This is a genomic window from Bradyrhizobium sp. SPXBL-02, from assembly GCF_051853065.1.
In the GTDB taxonomy this organism is placed as follows: Bacteria; Pseudomonadota; Alphaproteobacteria; order Rhizobiales; family Xanthobacteraceae; genus Bradyrhizobium.
This window is the reverse complement of record NZ_CP182474.1, coordinates 5,335,013-5,356,558: the sequence shown is the minus strand read 5'-3', so window position 1 is coordinate 5,356,558 and position 21,546 is coordinate 5,335,013. Positions and strand designations below refer to the sequence as shown.

The following is a 21,546-nucleotide window of genomic DNA, read 5'->3' as shown; positions in this document are numbered from 1 at the left end:
CTTGGGCATGCGGATTCTGCGGGCAGCATTGGCGGTCGGGCTGACAGCATCGTGCATCGCCTCCGCGCGTGCCCAGTCGATCAATCCCGGCGCGATCCAGCAGGACATTGACCGGCAGCGCCGCCAGCTCGAGCAGCAGAGCGCGCCGCCCAAGCTCACCGGGCCCGCAGTGATCGGCGGCGAGCGGGAGAAGTCCCAGCTCCTCAAGCCGGGTGGGCCGAAGTTCCGGCTGCGCAAGGTCACGTTCGACGAGTCCAAGTTCATCACGCCGGCGGAGCTCGACGAGATCGCGAAGAAATATGTCGGCAAGGATGTCGACATCGCCGCGCTGCTGCAGCTCGTCGCCGACATCAATGCCATCTATGTCGCGCGCGGCATCGTCACGGGCATCGCGACGCTGCCGGAGCAGGACGCCAAGGGCGGCATCGTCCGCGTCAAGCTGACCGAGGGCCGGCTCCAGAAGACGACCGTCGAGGGTAACAAGCAGACCCGCACCGATTACATCCTCGATCGCGTGAAGGAGCCCGAAGGCGAGGTGCTCGACGTTCCCAAGCTCAACCGCGACGTGATCTGGTTCAACCGGACCAACGACGTGCAGATCAAGGCGCTGCTGCAGCCCGGCTCGAGCTTCGGCTTGACCGACCTCCAGTTCGCGGTGATCGAGCCGCCGGTCGACACCTGGCAGCTCTTCGTCGACAATCAGGGCGTGGAGAACACCGGGCGCTGGGAAGGCGGCACTTTTTACAAGCGCCACGGCCTGTTCGGTGTCGACGACCGCCTGACCTTCTACGGCGTCCGCTCCGACGGCAATCTCAACGGCAATGTCGCCTACAGCATTCCCTTCAATCCCTGGGGCGGGCGTGTCGGCGTCAGCTACACCGAAGGAAAGATCAAGATCATCCAGGGGCCGTTCGTCGCGCTCGACGTCACCGGACGCTCGAGCCAGGCGTCGGTCAATCTCAGCCAGCCGGTCTGGGTGACCCAGGACTGGCTGGTGCTGCTCAACGCCGCCTTGACCGAGGGCAAGACCGTCAGCCGCTTTGCCACCGTCGCCGTCACCGACGATCACTACGACAAGACCACGGCGGGCGTCTCGGTGACCAAGTCCGGCAACACCTATTCGATCACGGTCTCGCCGGCGGTGAACTACATCGCGTGGCATGACTATGTGCTCGGCAACAACCGCGCGTTCAACACCTATACCGGCTCGCTGATCGCGACCAGCGCCGCGGGGCCCGCGAACTTCAGCGCCAACGTGCTGGCGAGCTGGCAGTACACGCAGGAGAAGCTGCTGCCGGGCGATCAGATTTTTTCGATCGGCGGTCCGACCACCGTGCGTGGCTATCCCTCCAGCGCGGCGTCCGGCGACAGCGGCTATTATTTCAACGCCGAGCTGCACTACAACTGGTCGCAATGGTTGAGGGGTTTCGACACCTACGTCTTCACCGACTGGGGGGCGGTGTATTCGACCTTCCCCGGCGTCACCGAAATGGCCTCGGTCGGCGTCGGCTTCTCCTGGACCTACGCGCCGTTCATGACCTTCGAGGCCAATTACGCGACGCCGCTGAAGATGGCGGTCTCGACCCAGAACCATTACGAGGCCTATGGCCGCGTCATCTTCCGGCCGCTGCTGATGTTCCAGAAGCCGGAAAGCCCCGCGCCGGTGGCGGCGGTGGCCGGCAGGAGCAAGTCGTAGCGGCGGCCTGACGCTTTTTCCCCGTCATTGCGAGCCCCACTCTCTCACCACCGTCATTGCGAGGAGCCCTTGCGACGAAGCAATCCAGCCCCTTTCTGCGGAGAGATTCTGGATTGCTTCGCTTCGCTCGCAATGACGGAGGATGGATCGACTGCTGGTCTCTGCCCGGGGCGCGATCCGCTTAGCGCAGCAGCGTAAACTCCTCCGCGCCGCGCCGGTGCTCCCATTTCGCCTGCTCCAGCTCGGGCTGGTCACATTCGGCTTCCGGATAGCCGACACAGAGATAGGCGATGAATTTCCAGGTTTCAGGCACATCGAGGATGGCGTGAATGCGATCCGGATTGAGGATCGAGACCCAGCCGATGCCGATGCTCTCGGCGCGGGCGGCGAGCCACATCGCGGTGATGGCGGCGACCACGGAATATTCGGTCGTCTCCGGCATGGTCGCGCGCCCGAGGCCGTGGCCGATGTCGCTGGCCTTGTCGGCAAACACGGCGAGGTGGCCGGGGGCCTGTTCGAGGCCCGACAGTTTCAGCGTGGCGTAGCGGGCCGCGCGTTCGCCGGAATAGCAATTCAGCGCGTCGGTGTTGCACGCCTTGAAATCGTCGGCGACCGCCCGGCGCCGCGTGGCATCGTTGACGACGACGAAGCGCCAGGGCTGGCTGAGGCCGACCGACGGTGAGAGGCAGGCTGTCTCGATCAGGCGATCGATCGCCCCCTCCGGCAATGGATCGCTGCGGAAGCGGCGCACGTCGCGGCGCCACACGAACAGCTCGCGCAAGTGCTGGCGGAAGGTATCGTCGAACTCGACCATGAGGTCATCGCCCCATCTGGAAGGACGCGGCCACCAGCAGGATCAGGATCTCGCCCGTCTGCTCGAACGCGCCGAGAATGTCGCCGGTCTGCCCGCCGATCTGGCGGATGGCAAGCCGCGCCAGCATCAGGCCGGCCAGCGACAGCAGGATCAGGCCGACCAGCGCCTTGCCCGGCCCCAACGCCAGGGCAAGCGCGAGCGTTCCAAGCGCGAAGGCGATCGCCACGCTGCGGCCGGGCGGTGCCCCGGCGCCGGCCGATAAACCGTCAGGCCGCGCCGGCGGCACCAGCGACATGAAGGCGGGCACGCCGGCGCGGGCAGCCACGTGCGCCGCGCACAATGCGAGCATGACGGCCCACGGATTTGCGATCGTGGCAAGCGCGCTCCAGCGCAGACCGAACGACAGGATCAGTGCGCAGACACCATAGGTCCCGATCCGGCTGTCGCGCATGATCTCGAGCTTGCGCTCGCGCGTGCGGCCGCCGCCAAGTCCGTCCGCGGTGTCGGCAAGTCCGTCCTCGTGCAGCGCGCCGGTGATGAGGGCGGTCGTGGCCAGCACGAGCAAAGCGGCAAGGCTCGGCGTCAGTCCGAGGCGAATGGCGATCTTGTAAGTGAGGGCGCCGGCGAGGCCGACCAGCAGTCCCGCGACCGGCAGCGCCCAGGTCGCGCGCGCGATCGCGCCGTCACCGGCGGGCTTCGAAGATGCCACCGGGAGGATCGTCACGAACGATGTCGCCATCCTGAGATCGGCAAAGATGTCTTTGAGCAGCTCGGCGCGCGGGATCATTTCAGCTTCATCGGCAGGCCGGCGACGACGAACTCGACCTCGTCCGCGACACCGGCAATGATCTGGTTCATGATCCCGGCGGCATCGCGGAAGCTGCGCGCCAGCGCATTGTCGGGCACGATGCCGAGGCCGACCTCGTTGGTGACGAGGACGACCGGGCTCTTGAGATTGAAGAGGGTCGCGGCAAGCGCGTTCACCTCGTGCTCCCAGTTGCGCCCGGCATGCATCAGGTTGGAAAGCCAGAGTGTCAGGCAATCCACCAGCCTTGCGCCGCCGCCATCGGTTGCGAGCAGCGCGGGCACGAGATCGAGCGGCACCTCGCGCTCGATCCAATCGGTTCCGCGGCGCGCGCGGTGTCTTGCAATGCGTTCCTGCATTTCGCCGTCGAGCGCCTCGGCCGTCGCGATGTAGACGGGCTGGCCGGCAAAGCTGCGCGCGCGCGCTTCCGCCCGGGTGCTCTTGCCCGATCGCGCCCCGCCGGTGATCAGAATGACGGCCATGAAGGTCTCCTGCGATGAGCACTAATCATCAAACGCGGCCAAAGACAAAGCCGAAATCAGGGGGCGAGGGGCTTGCGCTCGGCCGCCGTCTTGCGCAACAGGGGCGGGACAGGAGACCGATGTGGACTTTGCGGGCGCGATGGTGGTGGCGATGGCGGTGGATGCCCTTCTGGGCTGGCCGGCATGGCTGTTCGCGCGGATCGGCCATCCCGTCACCTGGCTCGGCCGGCTGATTGCTGCCATCGACACCGCCTGGAATCGCGCGTCCGATCCGCCGGCATTGCGTCGAGCCGCCGGCGTCGCCGGCGCGCTTGCGGTGATCGCGCTCTCCGCTGCGCTCGGTTGGGCGCTTCAATCGCTGTTGCCTTCGGGCTGGATCCAGATCGTGCTGATTGGCATCCTCGCCTGGCCATTGGTCGCGCTGCGCTCGCTGCATGATCATGTGGCTGCCGTCGCCACGCCTTTGCTGGCCGGCGATGTCGCCGCCGCGCGCGATGCCGTCTCACGCATCGTCGGCCGTGATCCCGCAGCGCTCGATGAAGCCGGCATCGCGCGCGCGGCGATCGAGAGCCTTGCCGAAAACGCCTCCGACGGCATCGTCGCGCCGGTTTTCTGGGGCGCGCTATTCGGCTTGCCCGGGATCCTCGGCTACAAGGCCATCAACACGCTGGACTCCATGATCGGTCACCGCAGTGAACGGCATGAAGCCTTCGGCTGGGCGGCGGCGTGCATCGACGATGTCGCCAATTTCATTCCAGCGCGGCTGACCGGATTCCTGTTCGTGCTGCTGGCGCCGCAGCGGTCGGAGGCGCTGGCGTGCATGACGCGCGATGCGCGCCGTCATCGCTCGCCGAATGCCGGCTGGCCGGAAGCGGCGATGGCGGGCGGACTCGGTGTGCGGCTCAGCGGTCCCCGCATCTATCACGGCAGTCCGACCGACGAGCCCTGGCTGAACGAAGGTGCGCGCGATCCGCGCGCCGCCGACATCGCGGAGGCGCTGACCGTCTACCGTCGTGCCATGTCGCTGGTCGCAGGCCTGCTTGCGATCCTGGCCTTCGCGTGAAAGAACGGGGCATGCGTGAGCACGGCGGAAATCTGGACCTGGCCCAGCAGCGTTTTGGCGGACGCGCGGAGGATTGGATCGACCTGTCGACGGGCATCAACCGCTTGCCGTATCCCGTCGGCGAGGTGAGCGCGCGCGCGTGGAGCGCGCTGCCCTCGCGTGCCGAGATCGAGGCTCTGCATCGCGCCGCGCAGCAGGCCTATCGCACGAGCGCCCCGGTCGTTGCGATGGGCGGTGCGCAGGCCGCCATCCAATTGCTGCCGCAGCTTGCGGTGCCAGGGCGCGCGCGCATCCTCGCACCGACCTACAACGAATATGCCGGGGTGCTATCGGCCGCGGGCTGGGATGTCCAGGAGGCTGCGGAGCTCGATGCGCTCGCGGGTGCGGACCTCGGCATCGTGGTCAATCCCAACAATCCCGACGGTCGACGTCATGCGCCGAAGGACTTGCTGGCATTGCTCCGGCGCGTCGGCCGTCTCGTCATCGACGAGAGCTTTGCCGATGCCGATCCGCAATTGTCGCTTGCGCCCGACGCGGATCGGCCGGGACTATTGGTGCTGCGGTCCTTTGGAAAGTTTTATGGGTTGGCCGGCCTGCGGCTCGGCTTCGCAATCGGTGATGCCGCCGATATCGACAGGCTTGCCGCGATGTCGGGCCCATGGCCTGTTTCAGGCGCGGCGATCGAAATCGGCTGCCGAGCCTTGCGCGATAAGGCCTGGGCCGAGGCGACGTCGGCGCGGCTCGCGCGCGACTGTCGTCGTCTCGACGCGATGGCGCATTCGCAAGGCTGGCGGCTGATCGGCGGCACACCGCTGTTCCGCTTGTACGAAACGCCTGACGCGCAGACCGCGCAAGAGAGGCTCGCGCGCGCCCACATTTGGTCCCGTGTCTTCGCGCAACAGCCCACATGGCTGCGCCTCGGGCTTCCCGGCAGGGAAGCCGAATGGACGCGCCTGGCCGAGGCCCTAGCGCGCTAGTGCGAGCAGGCCTTCGACGTCGAGATGGACTTCGATGTGATCGGCCAGTGCCTCGAGCGCGCTTTCGACCCGGTCGTGATAGGGCTCGTCGCCCGCGGGAATGTCGAGCTTAGCGAGGTATGCCTTGCGGAAATCATCCGACGTGAACAGGCCGTGCAGATAGCTGCCCTGCACGCGTCCGTCGTGCGAGATGGCGCCTTCGGGCTCGCCGCCCAGCTTCGCGAAGGGGCGGGCGCGATCCGGGCCGTCGGTGTGGCCGATGTGAATCTCGTAGGCCTGGATCGGCTGATCCGTCGCGGCGTGCACGGCCGCAACGCGCGTGAGGGTTTTTTGCGGGCTCATCACCGTCTCGACATCGAGAAGCCCGAGGCCCGGCGTGTCGCCCGCAGGTCCCTCGATGCCCTCGGGATCGGCGACGCTGCGGCCCAGCATCTGATAGCCACCGCAGAGGCCGAGCACATGGCCGCCCCTGCGGTGGTGCGCGAGGAGATCGATGTCCCAGCCTTGCGCGCGCAGGAAGGCGAGGTCGCCGCGGGTGGATTTGGAACCGGGGACGATAACGAGGCGCACGTCGCCCGGGATTGCTTCGCCTGGGCGCACCAATACGAGATCGACGCCCGGTTCGAGCTTGAGAGGATCGAGATCGTCAAAATTGGCGATCCGCGACAGTGCGAGACAGGCGATCTTGCATTGACCGGGCTTGCGTGCGTCGCGCAGGCCGAGCGCATCCTCGGCCGGCAGCTCGCCGGCACGCGCGAACCAGGGCAGCACGCCAAGGCCGCGCCATGCGGTCTTTTGCTCGATCAGCCTGTAACCGTCGTCGAACAGCGTGGGGTCGCCGCGGAACTTGTTGATGACGAAGCCGGAGATCATCGCGGCGTCGTCGGGATCGATCACCGACTTGATGCCCACCAGTTGGGCAATGACCCCGCCGCGATCGATGTCGCCCACCAGCACGACCTGCACATCCGCCTTGCGGGCAAAGCCCATATTGGCGATGTCGGACTTGCGCAAATTCACCTCGGCCGGACTGCCGGCGCCCTCGACCAGCACCAGATCGGCCCGCGCCTTCAAGCGTTCGAAACTCTCGAGCACCGCGCCCATCAGCGACGGCTTCATCGCCGCGTATTCGCGCGCGCGTGCGGTCGCGATGCGCTTGCCATGGACCACGACTTGCGCGCCGACATCGGTCTCGGGCTTGAGCAGCACCGGGTTCATGTCGGTGTGCGGCTCGACACCTGCGGCGAGCGCCTGCAATGCCTGGGCGCGGCCAATCTCGCCGCCATCGACGGTGACGGCGGCGTTGTTCGACATGTTCTGCGGCTTGAACGGCAGCACCCGCAGACCACGGCGCGTGAAGGCGCGCGCGAGGCCGGCGACGATGAGCGACTTGCCCACGTCCGAGCCGGCCCCCTGGATCATCAAAGCGCGTGCCATCGTGCCTTCAGAACTCGACGCCGGCCTGGGCCTTGATGCCGGAGCGGAACGGATGCTTGACCAGCGTCATCTCGGTGACGAGGTCGGCGATCTCGATCAGCTCGTCCTTGGCGTTGCGCCCGGTGAGCACGACATGCGTCATCGCAGGCTTCTGCGTCGTCAGGAACTCCACCACCTCGGCGATGTCGAGATAGTCGTAGCGGAGCGCGATGTTGATTTCGTCGAGCACGACCATGCGCAAGTTCGCGTCAAGGATCAGCTCCTTGGCTTTCTCCCAGCCGGCGCGTGCGGCGGCGATGTCGCGGGCACGGTCCTGCGTCTCCCAGGTGAAGCCTTCGCCCATCGCGTGGAACTGGCAGAGATCGCCGAAATGGCCGGTGAGCAGGCGCCGTTCGCCGGTATCCCAGGCGCCCTTGATGAATTGCACCACCGCGCAAGGGAAGCCATGCGCGACGCAGCGGACGATCATGCCGAAGGCCGAGGAGGATTTTCCTTTGCCCGCGCCGGTATGGACGATGATCAGGCCCTTTTCGCCGCTCTTGGTCGCCATGATCTTGTCGCGGGCGGCCTTCTTCTTCGCCATTTTCTGGGCGTGCCTGATGTCGGTATCCTCGGCTAATTGGGTATCCGGTTCAGATGTCATGGGACCCGGTCCTTCGGCTTGACAAGTGGCGGCCACCGGCAAATGGTGGCCCGGCGTTGGTTCCTGTCCTATGACAGGCGAAGAGGGAATGCGATAGGGTCCGAATCGGCAAGATTTGGATCCAAACTGCAGCCGCCCCCGCGACCGTGACCGGAGAGATGCCCGAAGCCACTGATTCCTTTTGGAATCGGGAAGGCGGGGATCGAAGGGCCAAAACCCTGCTCCGCAAGCCGGGAGACCTGCCAGCGCGGACGAGTTTTGGACCGGCGGACGGGGTGTTCCGCGACGGGGAAGCGGGCCTTCAGGAGAATGGTCCGTGCGCCTCATCGCCTCCCGCTGTTATCTGGAAGAGGCGATGACCGTCACACTTCATGTCTGCATCACCTGCCGCGCCGGCCAGACGCTGGGCGAGGGCGAGACGACGCCCGGCAAGCGCCTGCACGGCGCGATCCTCGAGGCCGGCGTGCCGGAGGGCGTCAGCGTGGTTCCCGTCGAATGCCTGTCGGCCTGCAGCCAGGGCTGCTCGGTCGCGCTCAGCGCGCCCGGCCGCTGGTCCTATGTCTATGGTCGCCTGTCCGATGCGAACGCACAGGACGTGGTCGCAGGCGCCGCTGCCTACGCTGCCGCGCCCGATGGCATCGTGCCCTGGCGCAGCCGTCCCGAAATCTTCCGCAAGCAGTCGCTTGCCCGCATTCCCCCCATTGCCGTCGTGCCGGAGGCCGCTGAATGAACTCGCTCGCAAAAGTCCCGGTTACGGTGGTCACCGGTTTCCTCGGCTCCGGCAAGACGACGCTGATCCAGCATCTGCTCAGCAATGCCGGCGGCAAGAAGCTCGCGGTGCTCGTCAACGAGTTCGGCAGCGAGGGCGTCGATGGCGAGATCCTGAAGTCTTGCGCCGATGCGAACTGCCCGGAGGAGAACATCGTCGAGCTCGCCAATGGCTGCATCTGCTGCACGGTGGCCGATGATTTCATTCCGACGATGGAGCAATTGCTGGCGCGGCCGGTGCGGCCCGATCACATCCTGATCGAGACCTCCGGCCTGGCATTGCCGAAGCCGCTCTTGAAGGCGTTCGACTGGCCGGAGATCCGCTCGCGCATCACGGTCGACGGCGTGATTGCGCTGGCCGACGCCGAGGCTGTCGCGGCCGGCCGCTTCGCGCCGGATCCGGCTGCGGTCGAAGCGCAGCGCGCGGCGGACGAAAATCTCGATCACGAGACGCCGCTGTCGGAGGTGTTCGAAGACCAGATCGCCTGCGCCGACATCGTGCTGCTGACCAAGGCCGACCTTGCGGGCGCGGCGGGAATCGAAGCCGCAAAGGCGGCGATCACCGCCGAGATGCCGCGCCGCGTGCCGATGCTGCCGGTGACCGACGGTGCGATCGATGCGCGCGTCATCCTCGGTCTCGGCGCTGCCGCCGAGAATGATCTCGCCGCGCGCCCCTCGCATCATGACGGCGAGGAAGAGCACGAGCATGATGATTTCGCCTCCGTCGTGATCGACCTTCCGGAGGTGGCGGATATCGAGGCGCTGGTCGCATCGGTGCAGAAGCTGGCGCGCGAGCAGAACGTGCTGCGGGCCAAGGGCTACATCGCGGTCGCTGGCAAGCCGATGCGGCTGTTGCTGCAGGCGGTCGGTGAGCGCGTGCGCCACCAGTTCGACAAGCCATGGGGCGCGGGTCACAGGCAGTCCAAGCTCGTCGTGATCGGCGAGCACGGCGATATCGACGAGGCCGCCATCAAGGCAGGACTTGGTCTTTCAGGATCTGGCATCTGATGCACGTCGTCTTCCGCGAGAGCCGCGGTCTCGAGGAGATCGCGACGCCAAGAGACATCGGCCAGGACCCGGCCGATCTCGTGGTGCTCTCGTATTCGGATTCCGACCTTGCCGCGTTTGCGGCGGGCTGGCGGCGTGGCCGGGGCAGCCTGCCGTCGCTGCGGCTCGCCAATCTCGCGGAGCTGCGTCATCCGCTGTCGGTTGACACCTATATCGAGCGCACGCTGTCCCAGGCGCGCGGCATATTGGTGCGCCTGATCGGCGGGGAGTCCTATTGGGCGTACGGGCTTGCGGCGCTCCAGCAACTCGCGAAGGAGCATAACATCGTGCTCGCCGTGCTGCCGGCGGACAGCCGCGACGACACGCGGTTGGATGCGTACTCGACCCTGCCGGTCTCGACGCTGCGTCGGCTCAAGGTGCTCTGCGACACTGGCGGCCCAGTCGCAGCGCAAGCCGCGATCGCGCAGCTCGCGCTCGCCTCCGGCCTTTATGCCGGCCCGGTCATCGGAGAGATGACCGTGCCCGAGATGGGATTCTATGATCCCGTACGCGGTGTCATCGCTGCGCCTGCGGGCGGCGAGGGGAAGCCGCGCGCATTCGTGACGTTCTATCGCTCCTATCTCACGGCCGCCGATACCGGGCCGGTTGACGCGTTGATTGCCGCGCTGCGCGAGAAGGGATTTGACGCCTACGGCGTGTTCGTCACCTCGCTGAAGGCGCCAGGCGTTGCCGACTGGCTGCGCGCGCATCTGGCGCAACATCCTGCGGCGGCGATCGTCAATGCGACGGCGTTTTCGGCCCTTGGCGATGACGGCACGACGCCATTCGATGCCGCGTCCTGTCCGGTATTCCAGGTCGCGCTCTCGACGGCGCGGCGCGAGGATTGGGCGGAATCGCTGCGCGGCCTGTCGCCCGGCGATCTGGCAATGCATGTGGTCCTGCCCGAAGTCGACGGCCGCCTGTTCGCGGGCGTGGTGAGCTTCAAATCGGCGGCAGAGCACGATCCCGATCTGCAGTTCGCGCACCTGGCGCACAGGCCCGACGAGGAGCGCGTCAACGCCGTTGCCGCGCGCGTCGCGGCCTGGCGGCGCCTCGCGGAGAAGCCGATCAGTGAGAAGCGGCTGGCGATCGTGCTCTCGAACTATCCGGGCCGTCCGCACCAGATCGCGCACGCCGTTGGTCTCGATGCGCTGGCGTCGGTCGAGGCGTTGATCTCCGATATCGCGGAGCTCGGCTTCGACGTTGCGTCGGTCGATGCGCTCGGCGAGAAACTGTTGAAGCAGAGTTTGACCTGGAGCGTCGCCGATTATCGCGCAGAACTCTCGCGTCTTCCGCAATCTCTTCAGGACGATCTCGGGCAAGCCTGGGGCGCGGTGGAGGATGATCCGAGCTGCTGCGACGGCGCGTTCCACTTCGCCGCGATTCAGTGTGGCAAGTCAATCATCGCGGTCCAGCCCGAGCGCGGCGATGCGGCCTCGCGCGATGCCGACTATCACGATCTCGCCCGCACGCCGCGCCACGCCTATGTCGCGTTCTATCTCTGGCTCAGGCAGCAGGGCTGCGATGCCGTCGTGCATGTGGGCGCACATGGCACGCTGGAATGGCTGCCCGGGAAATCCGTGGCGCTGTCGCGAGCGTGCTGGCCGGAAGCGCTGATCGGCGATCTCCCCGTCGTCTGTCCCTTCATCGTCAACGATCCCGGCGAGGCCGCGCAGGCCAAGCGGCGCATCGGCGCGGTCACGATCGGCCATCTGCCGCCGCCACTTGAGACATCCGCGGTGCCGGGAGCTTTGCGCCGGCTCGAACGGCTGCTCGATGAATATTCGACCGCTGACGGTCTCGATCCCGCCCGTCGTCAGCGCCTGATCGCGGCGATCCGCGACGAGGCGCGGGCAGCCGGCCTCGAAGAGGATCTCGGTCTCGAAGCATCGGCCGCGCCGGCCGAAGCGATCCCGCGGATCGATCGCTTCGTTTGCGACCTCAAGGAGAGCCAGTTCGGCGACGGCCTGCACGTGTTCGGCCGCGGCGCCTGCGGCGAAGCGGAGCGGGATGCGTTGCGTGCCGCGCTCGCCGGACAGCGCGTTGCACCGGGACCATCGGGCTCGCCCTATCGGGGTCGACAGGACGTGCTGCCGACGGGGCGCAATCTCTTCGCCGTCGACCCGCGCGCGGTGCCGACGCCGTCGGCGCATGCGCAAGGCATCAAGCTTGCTGAAGAGCTGCTGCGTCGTCACTTGCAGGATCACGGCGACTGGCCGAAAGGGCTCGTGGTCGACCTCTGGGGCTCGGCGACGATGCGTACCGCCGGTGAGGAGTTTGCGATGGCGCTGCATCTGGCCGGCCTTGCGCCGCGCTGGGATCATGCGTCCGGCCGCGTCACCGGCTACGACATCATCGCGCCGGCCGAGCTCGGCCGTCCGCGCATCGACGTCACGCTGCGCGTATCCGGCCTGTTCCGCGATGTCTTCGCGGGTCTGGCGCAATTGTTCGAAGCCGCCTCCGAAGCGCTTGCGTCGCGAGAAGAAGAGGGTGAGGAGAATCCGTATCGCCACCGCGCGTCCCGCGTGTTCGCGCCGCGGCCCGGACAATACGGCGTCGGGCTCTCGGCTATCCCGGATGCGTTCACGCCGGAGACGCGCGAGGCCGCCGGCGAAGCCTGGCTGTCGGCGTCGTCCTGGGCGTTCTCTGCCGATGGCGCGATGCAGCCGGATCGCGCAGGTATTGAACAGCGTCTCACGTCCGCCGACGCTTTTGTCCATGTCCAGGACGTGCCCGAAACCGATCTGCTGCTCGCCGCCGATTATGCCGCGCATGAGGCAGGTGTCGCTGCGGCAGCCGCGCATCTCGGCGCGGGCGCGCCGTCGCTCTATCACCTCGATGCGACACGGCCCGGCGAGCCGCATGCGCGCACGCTGACGGAGGAGATCTCACGGGTCGTCCGGGCACGCGCGGCCAATCCGGCCTGGATCGCCGGCATGGTGCGCCATGGCTTTCGTGGCGCCGCCGAGATCACCGCGACGCTGGAGCACATGGCGGCGTTCGCGCATCTCGCTGGCGCCGTGCCGCCGCATCTGTTCGACCTCTATTACTACGCGACACTCGGCAACGACGACGTCCGCGCCTTCATGGCGCACGAAAATCCGGCGGCGCTCGCCGCAATGGAAAACTGCTTCACGCACCTGCACGAAGCCTCGCTCTGGCGAACCCGCCGCAATTCGATTGCAGCGGCGCTAAAGGAGGCGTCATGAGCGCGGCCACAGTCAAGGGCTGGTGTCCCGGCGCGCTGCGCCCGATGCAATCGGGCGACGGGCTCGTGGTGCGCGTGCGTCCGTTCGGCGGGCGCCTTGAAGCGCCGCAAATCTCCGGGCTTGCGGAACTCGCCGAGCGCTTCGGCAATGGTCTGGTCGACGTCACGAGCCGGGCCAATCTGCAGATCAGGGGTGTCAAAGAGGACGGCCATCGGCCGTTGCTCGACGGTCTTGCGCGACTGGCACTGCTAGATCCCGACGCCGACATCGAAGCCAGGCGCAACATCCTGGTGACGCCGTTCTGGAGCAGCGGTGACGAAACACAGTCGCTTGCGGCGGAGCTCGAGGAGGCGCTTGTCCATTCCGGCCTTGCGCTTCCCACCAAGTTCGGCTTCGCCATCGATGACGGACGGTCGCGCGTTCTCGCCGCCGATTCCGCCGACATCCGCATCGAGCGCGACCGCTCGGGCGGTCTCCTCGTGCGGGCCGACGGCGCCAAGCTCGGCCGCTCCGTCGATCGCGGCCAGGCTGTGAGCGCGGCGCTGGCGCTCGCAAGCTGGTTCATCATCTCCGGCGGTGCGAAGGACGGGCGCGGGCGCATGGCAGCCCACGTCGCATCCGGTGCCGTGTTGCCTCAATCGTTGCGCGGCGAGACCGAGCCGGCCCCCGTGATGGCCGCGGTGCGGCCCGGGCCCTATCCGCAAGGCGCGATGGTCGGTGTCGCGTTCGGGCAGATGCTGCACGCGACACTTCATCAATTCTCTGCCTGCGGCCATGCGCTGCGCATGACCCCCTGGCGGATGGTGCTCAGTGAGGGCAAGCGCGAGATGCCGAGCGGGGCGGGGCTCATCACCGAGCCCTATGACCCGGCGCTGCGCGTCATTGCCTGCAGCGGCGCGCCGCGCTGCCGCGAAGCCCATGCCGATACGCGCGCGCTGGCAGCAGCGCTGGCGCCGCGCATCGCCGCCGATGCGCGGCTGCACGTCTCCGGCTGCGGCAAGGGCTGCGCCCATTCCGGCGCGGCTGCGGTCACGCTGATTGCGACGCGTGCCGGGTTCGATCTCGTCCGCGACGGCTCGGCCCGCGACGCGCCGATCCTGCGCGGGCTGAACGGCGCCGACATCGTCAGGGATCCCTCCATCCTGGTCGGAGGGAACTGATGCCGCACACCTACGAGACCGATGGCGCGGCGATCTACCGGCAATCTTTTGCGACCATCCGGGCCGAGGCCGATCTTGCGCGCTTCACGCCGGACGAGGAGCAGGTGGTGGTGCGGATGATCCATGCCGCCGGCATGGTCGGTCTGGAAGCGTATATCCGCTTCACGCCCGGTATGGCGACTGCCGCGCGCGCGGCCTTGCAGAAGGGTGCGCCGATCCTGTGCGACGCGCGCATGGTGTCCGAAGGCATTACGCGCGCGAGATTGCCCGCGGACAATGCCGTGATCTGCACGCTCGGCGATCCCGCCGTGCCCGGGCTCGCGCAGTCCATGCGCAACACGCGCTCGGCCGCGGCGCTGGAACTATGGCGACCGTATCTTAACGGCGCGATCGTCGCGATCGGCAATGCGCCGACCGCGCTGTTTCATCTGCTCAACATGCTGGAGGATCGCGACTGTCCGCGGCCGGCAGCGATCATCGGCTGTCCTGTCGGCTTCGTCGGCGCGGCCGAGTCCAAGGCCGCGCTGATGGCCGATCCGCCGGCGCCGGCGCTGACCGTCGACGGCCGCCTCGGCGGCTCCGCCATCACGGTTGCTGCCGTGAACGCGCTGGCGAGCCGGAGCGAATAGAGATGGGACGCATCATCTGCTGCGGTCTCGGCCCCGGTGATCCCGACTTGATGAGCGTGCGTGCCGATCGCACGGTGCGCGGCGCCAGCCACGTCGCCTATTTCCGCAAGAAGGGCAGGCCGGGACAGGCGCGCCGCATCGTCGAGGGCATGCTGGCAGGCGGCGTCACCGAATATCCCATGGAATATCCTGTGACGACGGAGATCGCTTTCGACAGCCCCGAATACGTGCAGCTGCTCGCAGGCTTCTACGACGAATGGGCGGAGCGCCTTGCGCGGCTGTCGCGCGCGGTCGACGTCGTCGTGCTCTGCGAGGGCGATCCCTATTTCTATGGATCGTTCATGCATCTGCACACGCGCCTGCAGGGCCGCGTCGAGATCGAGGTGATCGCCGGCATTCCCGGCATGGTCGGTTGCTGGAACGGGGTCGGCCAGCCGATCGCGCTCGGTGACGACGTCACGACGGTGCTGATGGGGACGCTACCCCAAGACGAGCTCGAACGGCGCATGCGCGATTCCGATGCGCTGGTCATCATGAAGACCGGCCGCAATCTCGCAAAGGTGCGCCGTGCGCTCGCAGCTGCCGGGCGGCTGGACGATGCCTGGCTGGTCGAGCGCGGCACCATGCCGGACGAGCGGGTGGAGCGGCTCGCCGAGATCGATGCGGCCGATTGTCCCTATTTCGCGATCGTGCTCGTGCACGGCAAGGGCCGGCATCTGGGCGCCGCCGAATGACAGGCACGCTCACCATCGCGGGCCTCGGGCCGGGCAGCGACGCGTTGGTGACGCCCGAGGTCACGGCCGCGCTCGCGACGGCGACCGATATTCTGGGTTATGCGCCCTATGTTTCGCGCGTGCCGCCGCGGCCTGGGCTCACCCTGCATCCCTCCGACAATCGCGAAGAGCTGCAACGTGCGAGCGAAGCCCTGCGGCTTGCCGCTGAAGGCGGGCAGGTCGTGGTCGTCTCCTCCGGCGATCCCGGCGTGTTCGCGATGGCCTCGGCCGTGTTCGAGGCGCTCGAACGGGCGCCGCAATGGCGGGATCTGCCGATCCGCGTGCTGCCGGGCGTCACCGCGATGCTGGCGGCGGCGGCACGCGCCGGCGCGCCGCTCGGCCATGATTTCTGCGCGATCAACCTTTCCGACAACCTCAAGCCCTGGGCGGTGATCGAGAAACGGCTGCGCCTTGCGGCGGAAGCCGATTTTGCCATCGCGATGTACAATCCGCGCTCGGCAAGCCGGCCGGAAGGATTCGGCCGGGCGCTGGCAGTGCTTCGCGAGGCGGGCTGCGGCGAGCGTCTCGTGATCTTCGCGCGCGCGATCAGTGCGGCTGACGAGAAGATCGTGACCGTTACGCTGAAAGAGGCGCGGCCCGAGATGGCCGACATGCGCACGCTGGTGATCGTCGGCAATTCGCAGACACGCCGTGTCGGCCGCTGGGTCTATGCGCCGAGGCGGGCAGAATGACCGAGCCATTGCATCACGTCACTGACGCGCTCGGCCCGTCGGCGCTCGGGCAGCTCTGGTCGCGAGATCATGATTACGGGAAGGCCGAGCCCGCGGGCCGCATCGATCTTGGCGCGCGCGCCGTCGCCGCCGGAATTGCGGGCGACGATCCAGCCGATGCCGCGTGTGCGCAGCATGTTCAGCTCGCCGTCGAAGGTGAACGGGCCGCGCGACACGATCACATCGGCCGCGAAGGGCAGGGGCGCGTCGGGCGGATCGACGAAGCGCAGCGTGTAGGCGTGCTGCGGCTTCGTCGCGAATGGCGCAATGTGCTGGCGGCCGATGGCGAGGAACACGTTTGCAGCGGCGTCAGGCAGCGCGGCGACGGCAGCGTTGACATCCGCCACCTCGATCCAGGTGTCGGCGGGTGCCTTGATCCAGGGCGCGCGCTCCAGCGCAAGCAACGGCGTGCCGGTTTCCGCGCACGCCTCGACGGCGTTGCGACTCATTTCTGCGGCGAAGGGATGCGTCGCATCGATCACATGGGTGATGCCTTCGCGGCGGATGTAGTCGGCCAGCCCGCTCACGCCACCAAAACCGCCGATGCGGGTCGGCAGCGGTTGATCGGCCGGCGCGCGGGTGCGGCCGCCATAGGAATAGACGGCGTCGATGCCGGCGCGCGCGATCTCCGCGGCGAGCAGGCTCGCATCGGCCGTTCCGCCCAGAACGAGGGCGCGAATCATGAGTGAACCCTGGCTGACCATCATCGGTATCGGCGAAGATGGCCTTGCCGGGCTGTCGGAGGCAAGCCGAAAGGCGCTTGCCAAGGCCGAAACCGTGTTCGGCGGCGAGCGCCATCTCGCGCTTGCCGAGGTTGGCAGCCGCGGCCGGCCGTGGCCGGTGCCGTTCGATGCGAATGTCGTGCTGAGCTGCCGCGGCCGACCGACGGTGGTGCTCGCCTCCGGCGATCCGTTCTGGCACGGCGCCGGCGCTACTCTCGCCGAGAAGCTCAATGCCAATGAGTGGATCGCGCACCCCGCGCCATCGACCTTCTCCCTCGCCGCGGCGCGGTTGGGCTGGCGGCTCGAATCCGCCGTTTGCCTCGGCCTTCATGCCGCGCCGTTCGAACGGCTTGTACCCCATCTGGCGGATGGCGCGCGGATCATCTGTCTCGTGCGAGACGGCAAGGCCGCCGTTGATCTCGCGAGGTGGCTGACGGAGCGCGGATGGGGTGTTTCGCTATTCTGGACCCTCGCCGCGCTTGGCGGACCCCATGAAAAGGTGCGCAAGTTTCACGCGGAGACCTATACGCGCGTTTCCGCCGGAAGCCTCGTTGCTGTCGCGCTGGAGGCAAGAGGGGCGAACGGTCTCTCTCGCAGTTCGGGACTACCGGATGTTCTCTTTGCTCACGACGGTCAGATCACCAAGCGGCCGATGCGCGCCTTGGCGCTCTCGGCACTCGGTCCATGCCCTGGCAGGAGGTTGTGGGACATCGGTGCGGGCTCGGGGTCGATCTCGGTAGAATGGGCATTGGGGGGCGGGTCAGCGATTGCCGTCGAAGCGCGCGAGGATCGCGCCGCCAACATCCGCAGCAATGCGGAGGCGTTCGGGGTGGAACACAAGATCACGGTTGTTGCGGGCACCGCGCCCGACGCGCTCGCTGCGCTGGACCGGCCGGATGCTGTGTTCGTCGGGGGCGGCTTCGATATCGCGATGTTCGAAGCTGTCTGGTCGCGGATTACGCCCGGCACGCGGTTCGTGGCCCATGCCGTGACGTTGGAGACGGAAGCGCTGCTCGGCCAGCTGCATCAACAGCATGGCGGCGAGTTGATGCGGGTCGAGATCGCGCATTCCGCTCCGCTCGGTCGTTACCGCGCGTGGGAGGCGACGCGGCCGGTGGTGCAATGGAGTACGGTCCGATGAAGGTCGCCGGGCTCGGATTCAAGAAAAATGTGACGCTGGCCTCGTTACGGGAGGCGCTTGTGGCGGCCGGCGGTCCCGACGGTCTTGCGGCCGTGGCAACCGTCGGCGACAAGGCCGATGCAGAGGCGCTGCAGCAGCTCGCGCGGGAGTGTGGCGTTCCGATCAAGGCTGTCCCGGCCGACGCGTTGGCCGGTATTGATACGCCGACGCAGTCGCAGCGGATCACCGAAGGGTTCGGCACGGGATCGGTCGCCGAGGCCGCAGCACTCGCTGCGGCTGGCCCTCGGGCGCGGCTCATTGTGACACGCGTTGTCTCGCAGGATCGCACCGCGACCGCCGCGATTGCCGAAGGAGACGGCCCATGACGGTGCATTTCATCGGCGCCGGCCCGGGCGCGCCTGACTTGCTGACCTTGCGCGGCCGCGATCTGATCGCGGCCTGTCCGGTCTGCCTCTATGCCGGCTCGCTGGTGCCGGAGGGCGTGCTGGCGCATTGCCCGCCGGGAGCGCGGATCGTCAACACCGCCCCAATGTCGCTCGACGAGATCATCGCCGAGATCGCAGCCGCACATGCGGCAGGCCAGGACGTCGCGCGGCTGCATTCCGGCGATCTCTCGATCTGGTCCGCGATGGGCGAGCAGCTCCGCCGTTTGCGCGCGCTTGGGATTCCCTACACGGTGACACCCGGCGTTCCCTCATTCTCGGCTGCCGCAGCGGCACTGGAAACCGAGCTGACGCTGCCCGGTCTTGCTCAGACGGTCGTGCTGACGCGCACGCCGGGCCGCGCCAGCGCGATGCCCGAGGGCGAGAAGATCGCCGCGTTCGCCGCGACCGGCGCGGTGCTCGCGATTCACCTGTCGATCCACCTGCTCGACCAGGTCGTCGCCGAGCTGACGCCGCATTACGCCGCGGATTGCCCGGTCGCGATCGTCTGGCGCGCGAGCTGGCCGGAGCAGCGCATTGTGCGCGCGACGCTGGCAACGCTCGATGCGGCCGTGGGTGCCGAAATGGAGCGCACGGCGTTGATCCTGGTCGGCAAGACGCTTGGCGCGGCCGATTTCGACGAGAGCCGCCTCTACGCCGCCGATTACGACCGCCGCTACCGGCCCGTCGGTGCCGAGCCGCGCTTTCCGGAGGCGTCGTGATGCCTGCGAGCCTCGTCATCTCCGCGCCGGCCTCCGGCGTCGGCAAGACCACGCTGACGCTGGCGCTCGCCCGCGCCTGGCGCCATCGCGGCTTGAACGTGCAGTGCTTCAAGAGCGGGCCCGACTACATCGATCCCGCCTTCCACGCCGCGGCCACGGGGCGTGCCTCGGTCAACGTCGACAGCTGGGCGATGGATCGCGGCACCATCGCGCATCTCGTCAGCCGTGCCGCCGATGCCGATGTCGTGCTCGCCGAGGGATCGATGGGCCTGTTCGACGGTGTCGCTGCGCGCGGTGTTTCCGGCACGGGAGCGACTGCTGATGTCGCGGAGATGCTGGGCTGGCCGGTGGTTCTGGTGATCGACCCTTCCGGCCAGGCGCAGACTGCGGCAGCGATCGCCGCGGGCCTTCGCGATTACCGCGCCGGTGTGCGCCTCGCCGGCGTCGTACTCAATCGCGTCGCCAGCCCGCGCCATGAGGATCTGGTGCGGCGCGCGCTGAACGAGGCCGGCATCAAAGTGTTCGGGGCGCTGCCGCGTCACGCCGAGATCAGCCTGCCGAAGCGGCATCTCGGCCTCGTGCAGGCCGAGGAGCAGGCCGAGATCGGCAAGCTGATCGACGAGGCTGCGCGCTTCGTAGCGGAGCACGTCGACCTCGATGCGGTGTTGCAATCGGCAGGCAAATGGTCGCCGCAAGCTGCGGCGAACGACATGAACGTAACGCCGCCCGGGCAGCGCATCGCGCTGGCCCGCGATGCGGCATTCTCCTTCGTCTATCCGCATATGCTGGAAGCCTGGCGCGCGGCGGGCGCGGAGATCGTGCCGTTCTCGCCGCTGGCCGACGAAGCGCCCGATGCGAGCGCCGACGTGTGCTGGCTGCCGGGCGGCTATCCCGAGCTGCATGCCGGAACGATCGCGGCCAATGCGCGCTTTCGCAGCTCCTTGCGCGCTTTCGCCGAGACACGGCCCGTGCATGGCGAATGCGGAGGCTATATGGTGCTGGGCGCAGGCCTCACCGACGCTGACGGTATCAGCCATGAGATGGCGGGACTGCTCGGCCTGGAGACCAGCTTTGCCAAGCGCCGCATGCATCTCGGCTATCGTCTTGCCGAACTCGCCGCGCCGATGCCGGGGCATCGGCCGGGCGCGCGCTTGCGCGGCCACGAATTCCACTATTCGACCATCCTCGCCCAACCCGATACGCCACTGGCCGTCGTGCACGACGCCACCGGCGCGGTCATCGCCGAGACCGGCTCGCGCCGTGGCCATGCCACGGGCACGTTCTTCCATCTGATCGCGGAGGACCGGTGAGCGGTTTTGTCTCTTTCGTCTCCGCCGGCCCCGGCGACCCCGAGCTCCTCACGGTGAAGGGCGCCGCGCGGCTGCGCGAGGCCGATGTCGTGCTCTATGACGACCTTGCCTCCGGCGCGATCCTCGATCTCGCCCGGCCCGGTGCCAATCTCGTCGCGGTGGGGAAGCGGGCCGGGCGTCCTTCGACCAAGCAGCACCACGTCAACCGTCTCCTGGTCGACTACGCCGCAACCGGCGCGCGCGTGGTGCGCCTCAAGTCCGGCGATGCCGGCATTTTCGGTCGGCTCGAGGAGGAGCTGGAAACACTGCGCGAAGCCGGCATCGGCTACGAGATCGTTCCCGGCGTCACATCCGCCTGTGTCGCCGCCGCCGAGGCCGGCATTCCCTTGACCCGGCGGCATACCTCCCGCCGGGTGCAGTTCATCACCGGTGCTGATGTCACCGGCGAGTTGCCGCCCAATTTGAATTGGGCCGCGCTGGCCGATCCCGAGGCCACGACCGTGGTCTATATGGGCCGGCGCACTTTTCCGGCGCTTGCCGCAAAATTGATCGCGCACGGTCTCGCCCCCAGCACCCCGGCGCTGTTCGCCGAATCTCTCGGGCGTCCCGACGAACGGCTGGTCCGTACCACGATTGCCGAGCTTGCCGAGCAGCTTGGCCGCGGCGGCGCCGCTTCCACCGCCGCCGTGATCCTGTTCGGCGCGCTGGCGGGAGAATATCCGGCATGACGGCTCCGGCAGCGGTTCGCCCCTTGACGCCCGCAATGCGAAAGGGGCACACAAGAGCGGCATGGTGCTCGACGCGGCGCAAAGCGCCGGAGCATAATCGGGAATGGGGATGGGCGGACCAAGTTGCGGCGCCCAAAACCCCAGCCGCCCCCGCGACTGTAAGCGGTGAGGGGCTCCGAACCGCCACTGGACTGCAAGGTCCGGGAAGGCCGGAGAACCCAGTGAACCGCGAGCCAGGAGACCGGCCGTGCACGTGTTGAGGCCAAG

At 67.7% G+C, this 21,546-nt stretch carries 21 protein-coding genes and 2 riboswitches; of the genes, 15 read left to right on the top strand and 6 right to left on the bottom strand.

Annotated elements, in window-relative coordinates; all coding sequences use genetic code 11:
• Positions 1 to 7 precede the first annotated feature (7 nt).
• Entirely contained in the window at positions 8 to 1,696 is a 1,689-nt protein-coding gene (locus ACNJYD_RS25160) for a ShlB/FhaC/HecB family hemolysin secretion/activation protein (RefSeq protein ID WP_439363663.1), read from the top strand.
• A 181-nt stretch (positions 1,697 to 1,877) separates the two neighbouring features.
• Here ACNJYD_RS25160 and bluB read toward each other — a convergent pair whose 3' ends face one another.
• Genes bluB through cobU form a run of 3 tightly spaced genes read right to left on the bottom strand, consistent with a single transcriptional unit; the run spans position 1,878 to position 3,797 of the window.
• The gene (gene bluB / locus ACNJYD_RS25155) at positions 1,878 to 2,510 is read right to left on the bottom strand and encodes a 5,6-dimethylbenzimidazole synthase (RefSeq protein ID WP_212256820.1); all 633 of its coding nucleotides are present in this window, start codon (positions 2,508 to 2,510) and stop codon (positions 1,878 to 1,880) included.
• Between the two features lie 4 nt (positions 2,511 to 2,514).
• Positions 2,515 to 3,297, bottom strand: coding sequence for an adenosylcobinamide-GDP ribazoletransferase (cobS, locus tag ACNJYD_RS25150; RefSeq protein ID WP_439363662.1), 783 nt, complete (start codon positions 3,295 to 3,297; stop codon positions 2,515 to 2,517).
• Positions 3,294 to 3,797, bottom strand: coding sequence for a bifunctional adenosylcobinamide kinase/adenosylcobinamide-phosphate guanylyltransferase (cobU, locus tag ACNJYD_RS25145; protein ID WP_439363661.1), 504 nt, complete (start codon positions 3,795 to 3,797; stop codon positions 3,294 to 3,296). The genes cobS and cobU overlap by 4 nt, the downstream gene beginning before the upstream one ends.
• 121 nt (positions 3,798 to 3,918) lie before the next feature.
• On the opposite strand from cobU, the gene cbiB reads away from it, so the two are divergent.
• On the top strand, positions 3,919 to 4,860 hold the full coding sequence (gene cbiB / locus ACNJYD_RS25140; RefSeq protein WP_349628400.1) for an adenosylcobinamide-phosphate synthase CbiB: 942 nt from the start codon (positions 3,919 to 3,921) through the stop codon (positions 4,858 to 4,860).
• Between the two features lie 11 nt (positions 4,861 to 4,871).
• Complete coding sequence (cobD, locus tag ACNJYD_RS25135; RefSeq protein WP_439363660.1) at positions 4,872 to 5,837, top strand: threonine-phosphate decarboxylase CobD; 966 nt, start codon at positions 4,872 to 4,874, stop codon at positions 5,835 to 5,837.
• Here the strand turns inward: cobD and ACNJYD_RS25130 are convergent.
• Positions 5,826 to 7,274, bottom strand: coding sequence for a cobyric acid synthase (locus ACNJYD_RS25130; protein ID WP_439363659.1), 1,449 nt, complete (start codon positions 7,272 to 7,274; stop codon positions 5,826 to 5,828). The genes cobD and ACNJYD_RS25130 overlap by 12 nt on opposite strands.
• 7 nt (positions 7,275 to 7,281) lie before the next feature.
• Entirely contained in the window at positions 7,282 to 7,917 is a 636-nt protein-coding gene (gene cobO, locus ACNJYD_RS25125) for a cob(I)yrinic acid a,c-diamide adenosyltransferase (RefSeq protein ID WP_439363658.1), read from the bottom strand.
• A 40-nt stretch (positions 7,918 to 7,957) separates the two neighbouring features.
• Positions 7,958 to 8,178, top strand: a riboswitch (cobalamin riboswitch).
• A gap of 94 nt (positions 8,179 to 8,272) precedes the next feature.
• Between cobO and ACNJYD_RS25120 the strand changes: the two genes are divergently transcribed.
• Genes ACNJYD_RS25120 through cobJ form a run of 7 tightly spaced genes read left to right on the top strand, consistent with a single transcriptional unit; the run spans position 8,273 to position 16,195 of the window.
• Complete coding sequence (locus tag ACNJYD_RS25120) at positions 8,273 to 8,647, top strand: DUF1636 family protein (protein WP_025035271.1); 375 nt, start codon at positions 8,273 to 8,275, stop codon at positions 8,645 to 8,647.
• The gene (cobW, locus tag ACNJYD_RS25115) at positions 8,644 to 9,693 is read left to right on the top strand and encodes a cobalamin biosynthesis protein CobW (protein WP_439363657.1); all 1,050 of its coding nucleotides are present in this window, start codon (positions 8,644 to 8,646) and stop codon (positions 9,691 to 9,693) included. The genes ACNJYD_RS25120 and cobW overlap by 4 nt, the downstream gene beginning before the upstream one ends.
• Positions 9,693 to 12,941: a cobaltochelatase subunit CobN gene (gene cobN / locus ACNJYD_RS25110; protein ID WP_439363656.1), complete on the top strand. Its 3,249-nt coding sequence runs from the start codon at positions 9,693 to 9,695 to the stop codon at positions 12,939 to 12,941. The genes cobW and cobN overlap by 1 nt, the downstream gene beginning before the upstream one ends.
• Positions 12,938 to 14,101 (top strand): precorrin-3B synthase, encoded by a 1,164-nt coding sequence (gene cobG, locus ACNJYD_RS25105; RefSeq protein ID WP_439363655.1) that lies wholly within the window; start codon positions 12,938 to 12,940, stop codon positions 14,099 to 14,101. Before cobN ends, cobG begins: the two co-directional genes overlap by 4 nt.
• The gene (locus tag ACNJYD_RS25100; protein ID WP_439363654.1) at positions 14,101 to 14,730 is read left to right on the top strand and encodes a precorrin-8X methylmutase; all 630 of its coding nucleotides are present in this window, start codon (positions 14,101 to 14,103) and stop codon (positions 14,728 to 14,730) included. Before cobG ends, ACNJYD_RS25100 begins: the two co-directional genes overlap by 1 nt.
• 2 nt (positions 14,731 to 14,732) lie before the next feature.
• Entirely contained in the window at positions 14,733 to 15,464 is a 732-nt protein-coding gene (locus ACNJYD_RS25095) for a precorrin-2 C(20)-methyltransferase (protein WP_439363653.1), read from the top strand.
• Positions 15,461 to 16,195 (top strand): precorrin-3B C(17)-methyltransferase, encoded by a 735-nt coding sequence (cobJ, locus tag ACNJYD_RS25090; protein WP_260383030.1) that lies wholly within the window; start codon positions 15,461 to 15,463, stop codon positions 16,193 to 16,195. Before ACNJYD_RS25095 ends, cobJ begins: the two co-directional genes overlap by 4 nt.
• On the opposite strand, the gene ACNJYD_RS25085 is transcribed toward cobJ, so the two are convergent.
• Positions 16,171 to 16,917 carry a cobalt-precorrin-6A reductase gene (locus ACNJYD_RS25085; RefSeq protein ID WP_260383031.1) on the bottom strand — a complete coding sequence of 249 codons (747 nt, stop codon included), beginning with the start codon at positions 16,915 to 16,917 and terminating at the stop codon, positions 16,171 to 16,173. The genes cobJ and ACNJYD_RS25085 overlap by 25 nt on opposite strands.
• On the opposite strand from ACNJYD_RS25085, the gene cbiE reads away from it, so the two are divergent.
• The 5 genes from cbiE to cobA are packed head-to-tail and all read left to right on the top strand — an operon-like array spanning position 16,916 to position 21,279.
• Positions 16,916 to 18,097, top strand: a complete 1,182-nt coding sequence (gene cbiE / locus ACNJYD_RS25080; protein WP_439363652.1) for a precorrin-6y C5,15-methyltransferase (decarboxylating) subunit CbiE — start codon at positions 16,916 to 16,918, stop codon at positions 18,095 to 18,097. The two genes, ACNJYD_RS25085 and cbiE, sit on opposite strands and share 2 nt — an antisense overlap.
• The gene (locus ACNJYD_RS25075) at positions 18,094 to 18,462 is read left to right on the top strand and encodes a cobalamin biosynthesis protein (RefSeq protein WP_439363651.1); all 369 of its coding nucleotides are present in this window, start codon (positions 18,094 to 18,096) and stop codon (positions 18,460 to 18,462) included. The genes cbiE and ACNJYD_RS25075 overlap by 4 nt, the downstream gene beginning before the upstream one ends.
• A complete protein-coding gene (cobM, locus tag ACNJYD_RS25070) occupies positions 18,459 to 19,241 on the top strand; it encodes a precorrin-4 C(11)-methyltransferase (RefSeq protein ID WP_439363650.1) in 783 nt (260 codons plus the stop codon). Before ACNJYD_RS25075 ends, cobM begins: the two co-directional genes overlap by 4 nt.
• Positions 19,241 to 20,551: a cobyrinate a,c-diamide synthase gene (locus ACNJYD_RS25065; RefSeq protein WP_439363649.1), complete on the top strand. Its 1,311-nt coding sequence runs from the start codon at positions 19,241 to 19,243 to the stop codon at positions 20,549 to 20,551. Before cobM ends, ACNJYD_RS25065 begins: the two co-directional genes overlap by 1 nt.
• Positions 20,548 to 21,279 carry a uroporphyrinogen-III C-methyltransferase gene (gene cobA, locus ACNJYD_RS25060; RefSeq protein ID WP_172784384.1) on the top strand — a complete coding sequence of 244 codons (732 nt, stop codon included), beginning with the start codon at positions 20,548 to 20,550 and terminating at the stop codon, positions 21,277 to 21,279. The genes ACNJYD_RS25065 and cobA overlap by 4 nt, the downstream gene beginning before the upstream one ends.
• A 45-nt stretch (positions 21,280 to 21,324) precedes the next feature.
• A riboswitch (cobalamin riboswitch) is annotated at positions 21,325 to 21,543 on the top strand.
• Positions 21,544 to 21,546: the final 3 nt, after the last annotated feature.

Excerpts from the sequence above, each read along its gene's own strand:
- ACNJYD_RS25160 (WP_439363663.1), top strand. The coding sequence starts at position 8 with ATGCGGATTCTGCGGGCAGCATTGGCGGTCGGGCTGACAGCATCGTGC.
- bluB (WP_212256820.1), bottom strand. The coding sequence starts at position 2,510 with ATGGTCGAGTTCGACGATACCTTCCGCCAGCACTTGCGCGAGCTGTTC.
- cobS (WP_439363662.1), bottom strand. The coding sequence starts at position 3,297 with ATGATCCCGCGCGCCGAGCTGCTCAAAGACATCTTTGCCGATCTCAGG.
- cobU (WP_439363661.1), bottom strand. The coding sequence starts at position 3,797 with ATGGCCGTCATTCTGATCACCGGCGGGGCGCGATCGGGCAAGAGCACC.
- cobD (WP_439363660.1), top strand. The coding sequence starts at position 4,872 with ATGCGTGAGCACGGCGGAAATCTGGACCTGGCCCAGCAGCGTTTTGGC.
- ACNJYD_RS25130 (WP_439363659.1), bottom strand. The coding sequence starts at position 7,274 with ATGGCACGCGCTTTGATGATCCAGGGGGCCGGCTCGGACGTGGGCAAG.
- cobO (WP_439363658.1), bottom strand. The coding sequence starts at position 7,917 with ATGACATCTGAACCGGATACCCAATTAGCCGAGGATACCGACATCAGG.
- ACNJYD_RS25120 (WP_025035271.1), top strand. The coding sequence starts at position 8,273 with ATGACCGTCACACTTCATGTCTGCATCACCTGCCGCGCCGGCCAGACG.
- cobW (WP_439363657.1), top strand. The coding sequence starts at position 8,644 with ATGAACTCGCTCGCAAAAGTCCCGGTTACGGTGGTCACCGGTTTCCTC.
- cobN (WP_439363656.1), top strand. The coding sequence starts at position 9,693 with ATGCACGTCGTCTTCCGCGAGAGCCGCGGTCTCGAGGAGATCGCGACG.
- cobG (WP_439363655.1), top strand. The coding sequence starts at position 12,938 with ATGAGCGCGGCCACAGTCAAGGGCTGGTGTCCCGGCGCGCTGCGCCCG.
- ACNJYD_RS25100 (WP_439363654.1), top strand. The coding sequence starts at position 14,101 with ATGCCGCACACCTACGAGACCGATGGCGCGGCGATCTACCGGCAATCT.
- ACNJYD_RS25095 (WP_439363653.1), top strand. The coding sequence starts at position 14,733 with ATGGGACGCATCATCTGCTGCGGTCTCGGCCCCGGTGATCCCGACTTG.
- cobJ (WP_260383030.1), top strand. The coding sequence starts at position 15,461 with ATGACAGGCACGCTCACCATCGCGGGCCTCGGGCCGGGCAGCGACGCG.
- cbiE (WP_439363652.1), top strand. The coding sequence starts at position 16,916 with ATGAGTGAACCCTGGCTGACCATCATCGGTATCGGCGAAGATGGCCTT.
- ACNJYD_RS25085 (WP_260383031.1), bottom strand. The coding sequence starts at position 16,917 with ATGATTCGCGCCCTCGTTCTGGGCGGAACGGCCGATGCGAGCCTGCTC.
- ACNJYD_RS25075 (WP_439363651.1), top strand. The coding sequence starts at position 18,094 with ATGAAGGTCGCCGGGCTCGGATTCAAGAAAAATGTGACGCTGGCCTCG.
- cobM (WP_439363650.1), top strand. The coding sequence starts at position 18,459 with ATGACGGTGCATTTCATCGGCGCCGGCCCGGGCGCGCCTGACTTGCTG.
- ACNJYD_RS25065 (WP_439363649.1), top strand. The coding sequence starts at position 19,241 with ATGCCTGCGAGCCTCGTCATCTCCGCGCCGGCCTCCGGCGTCGGCAAG.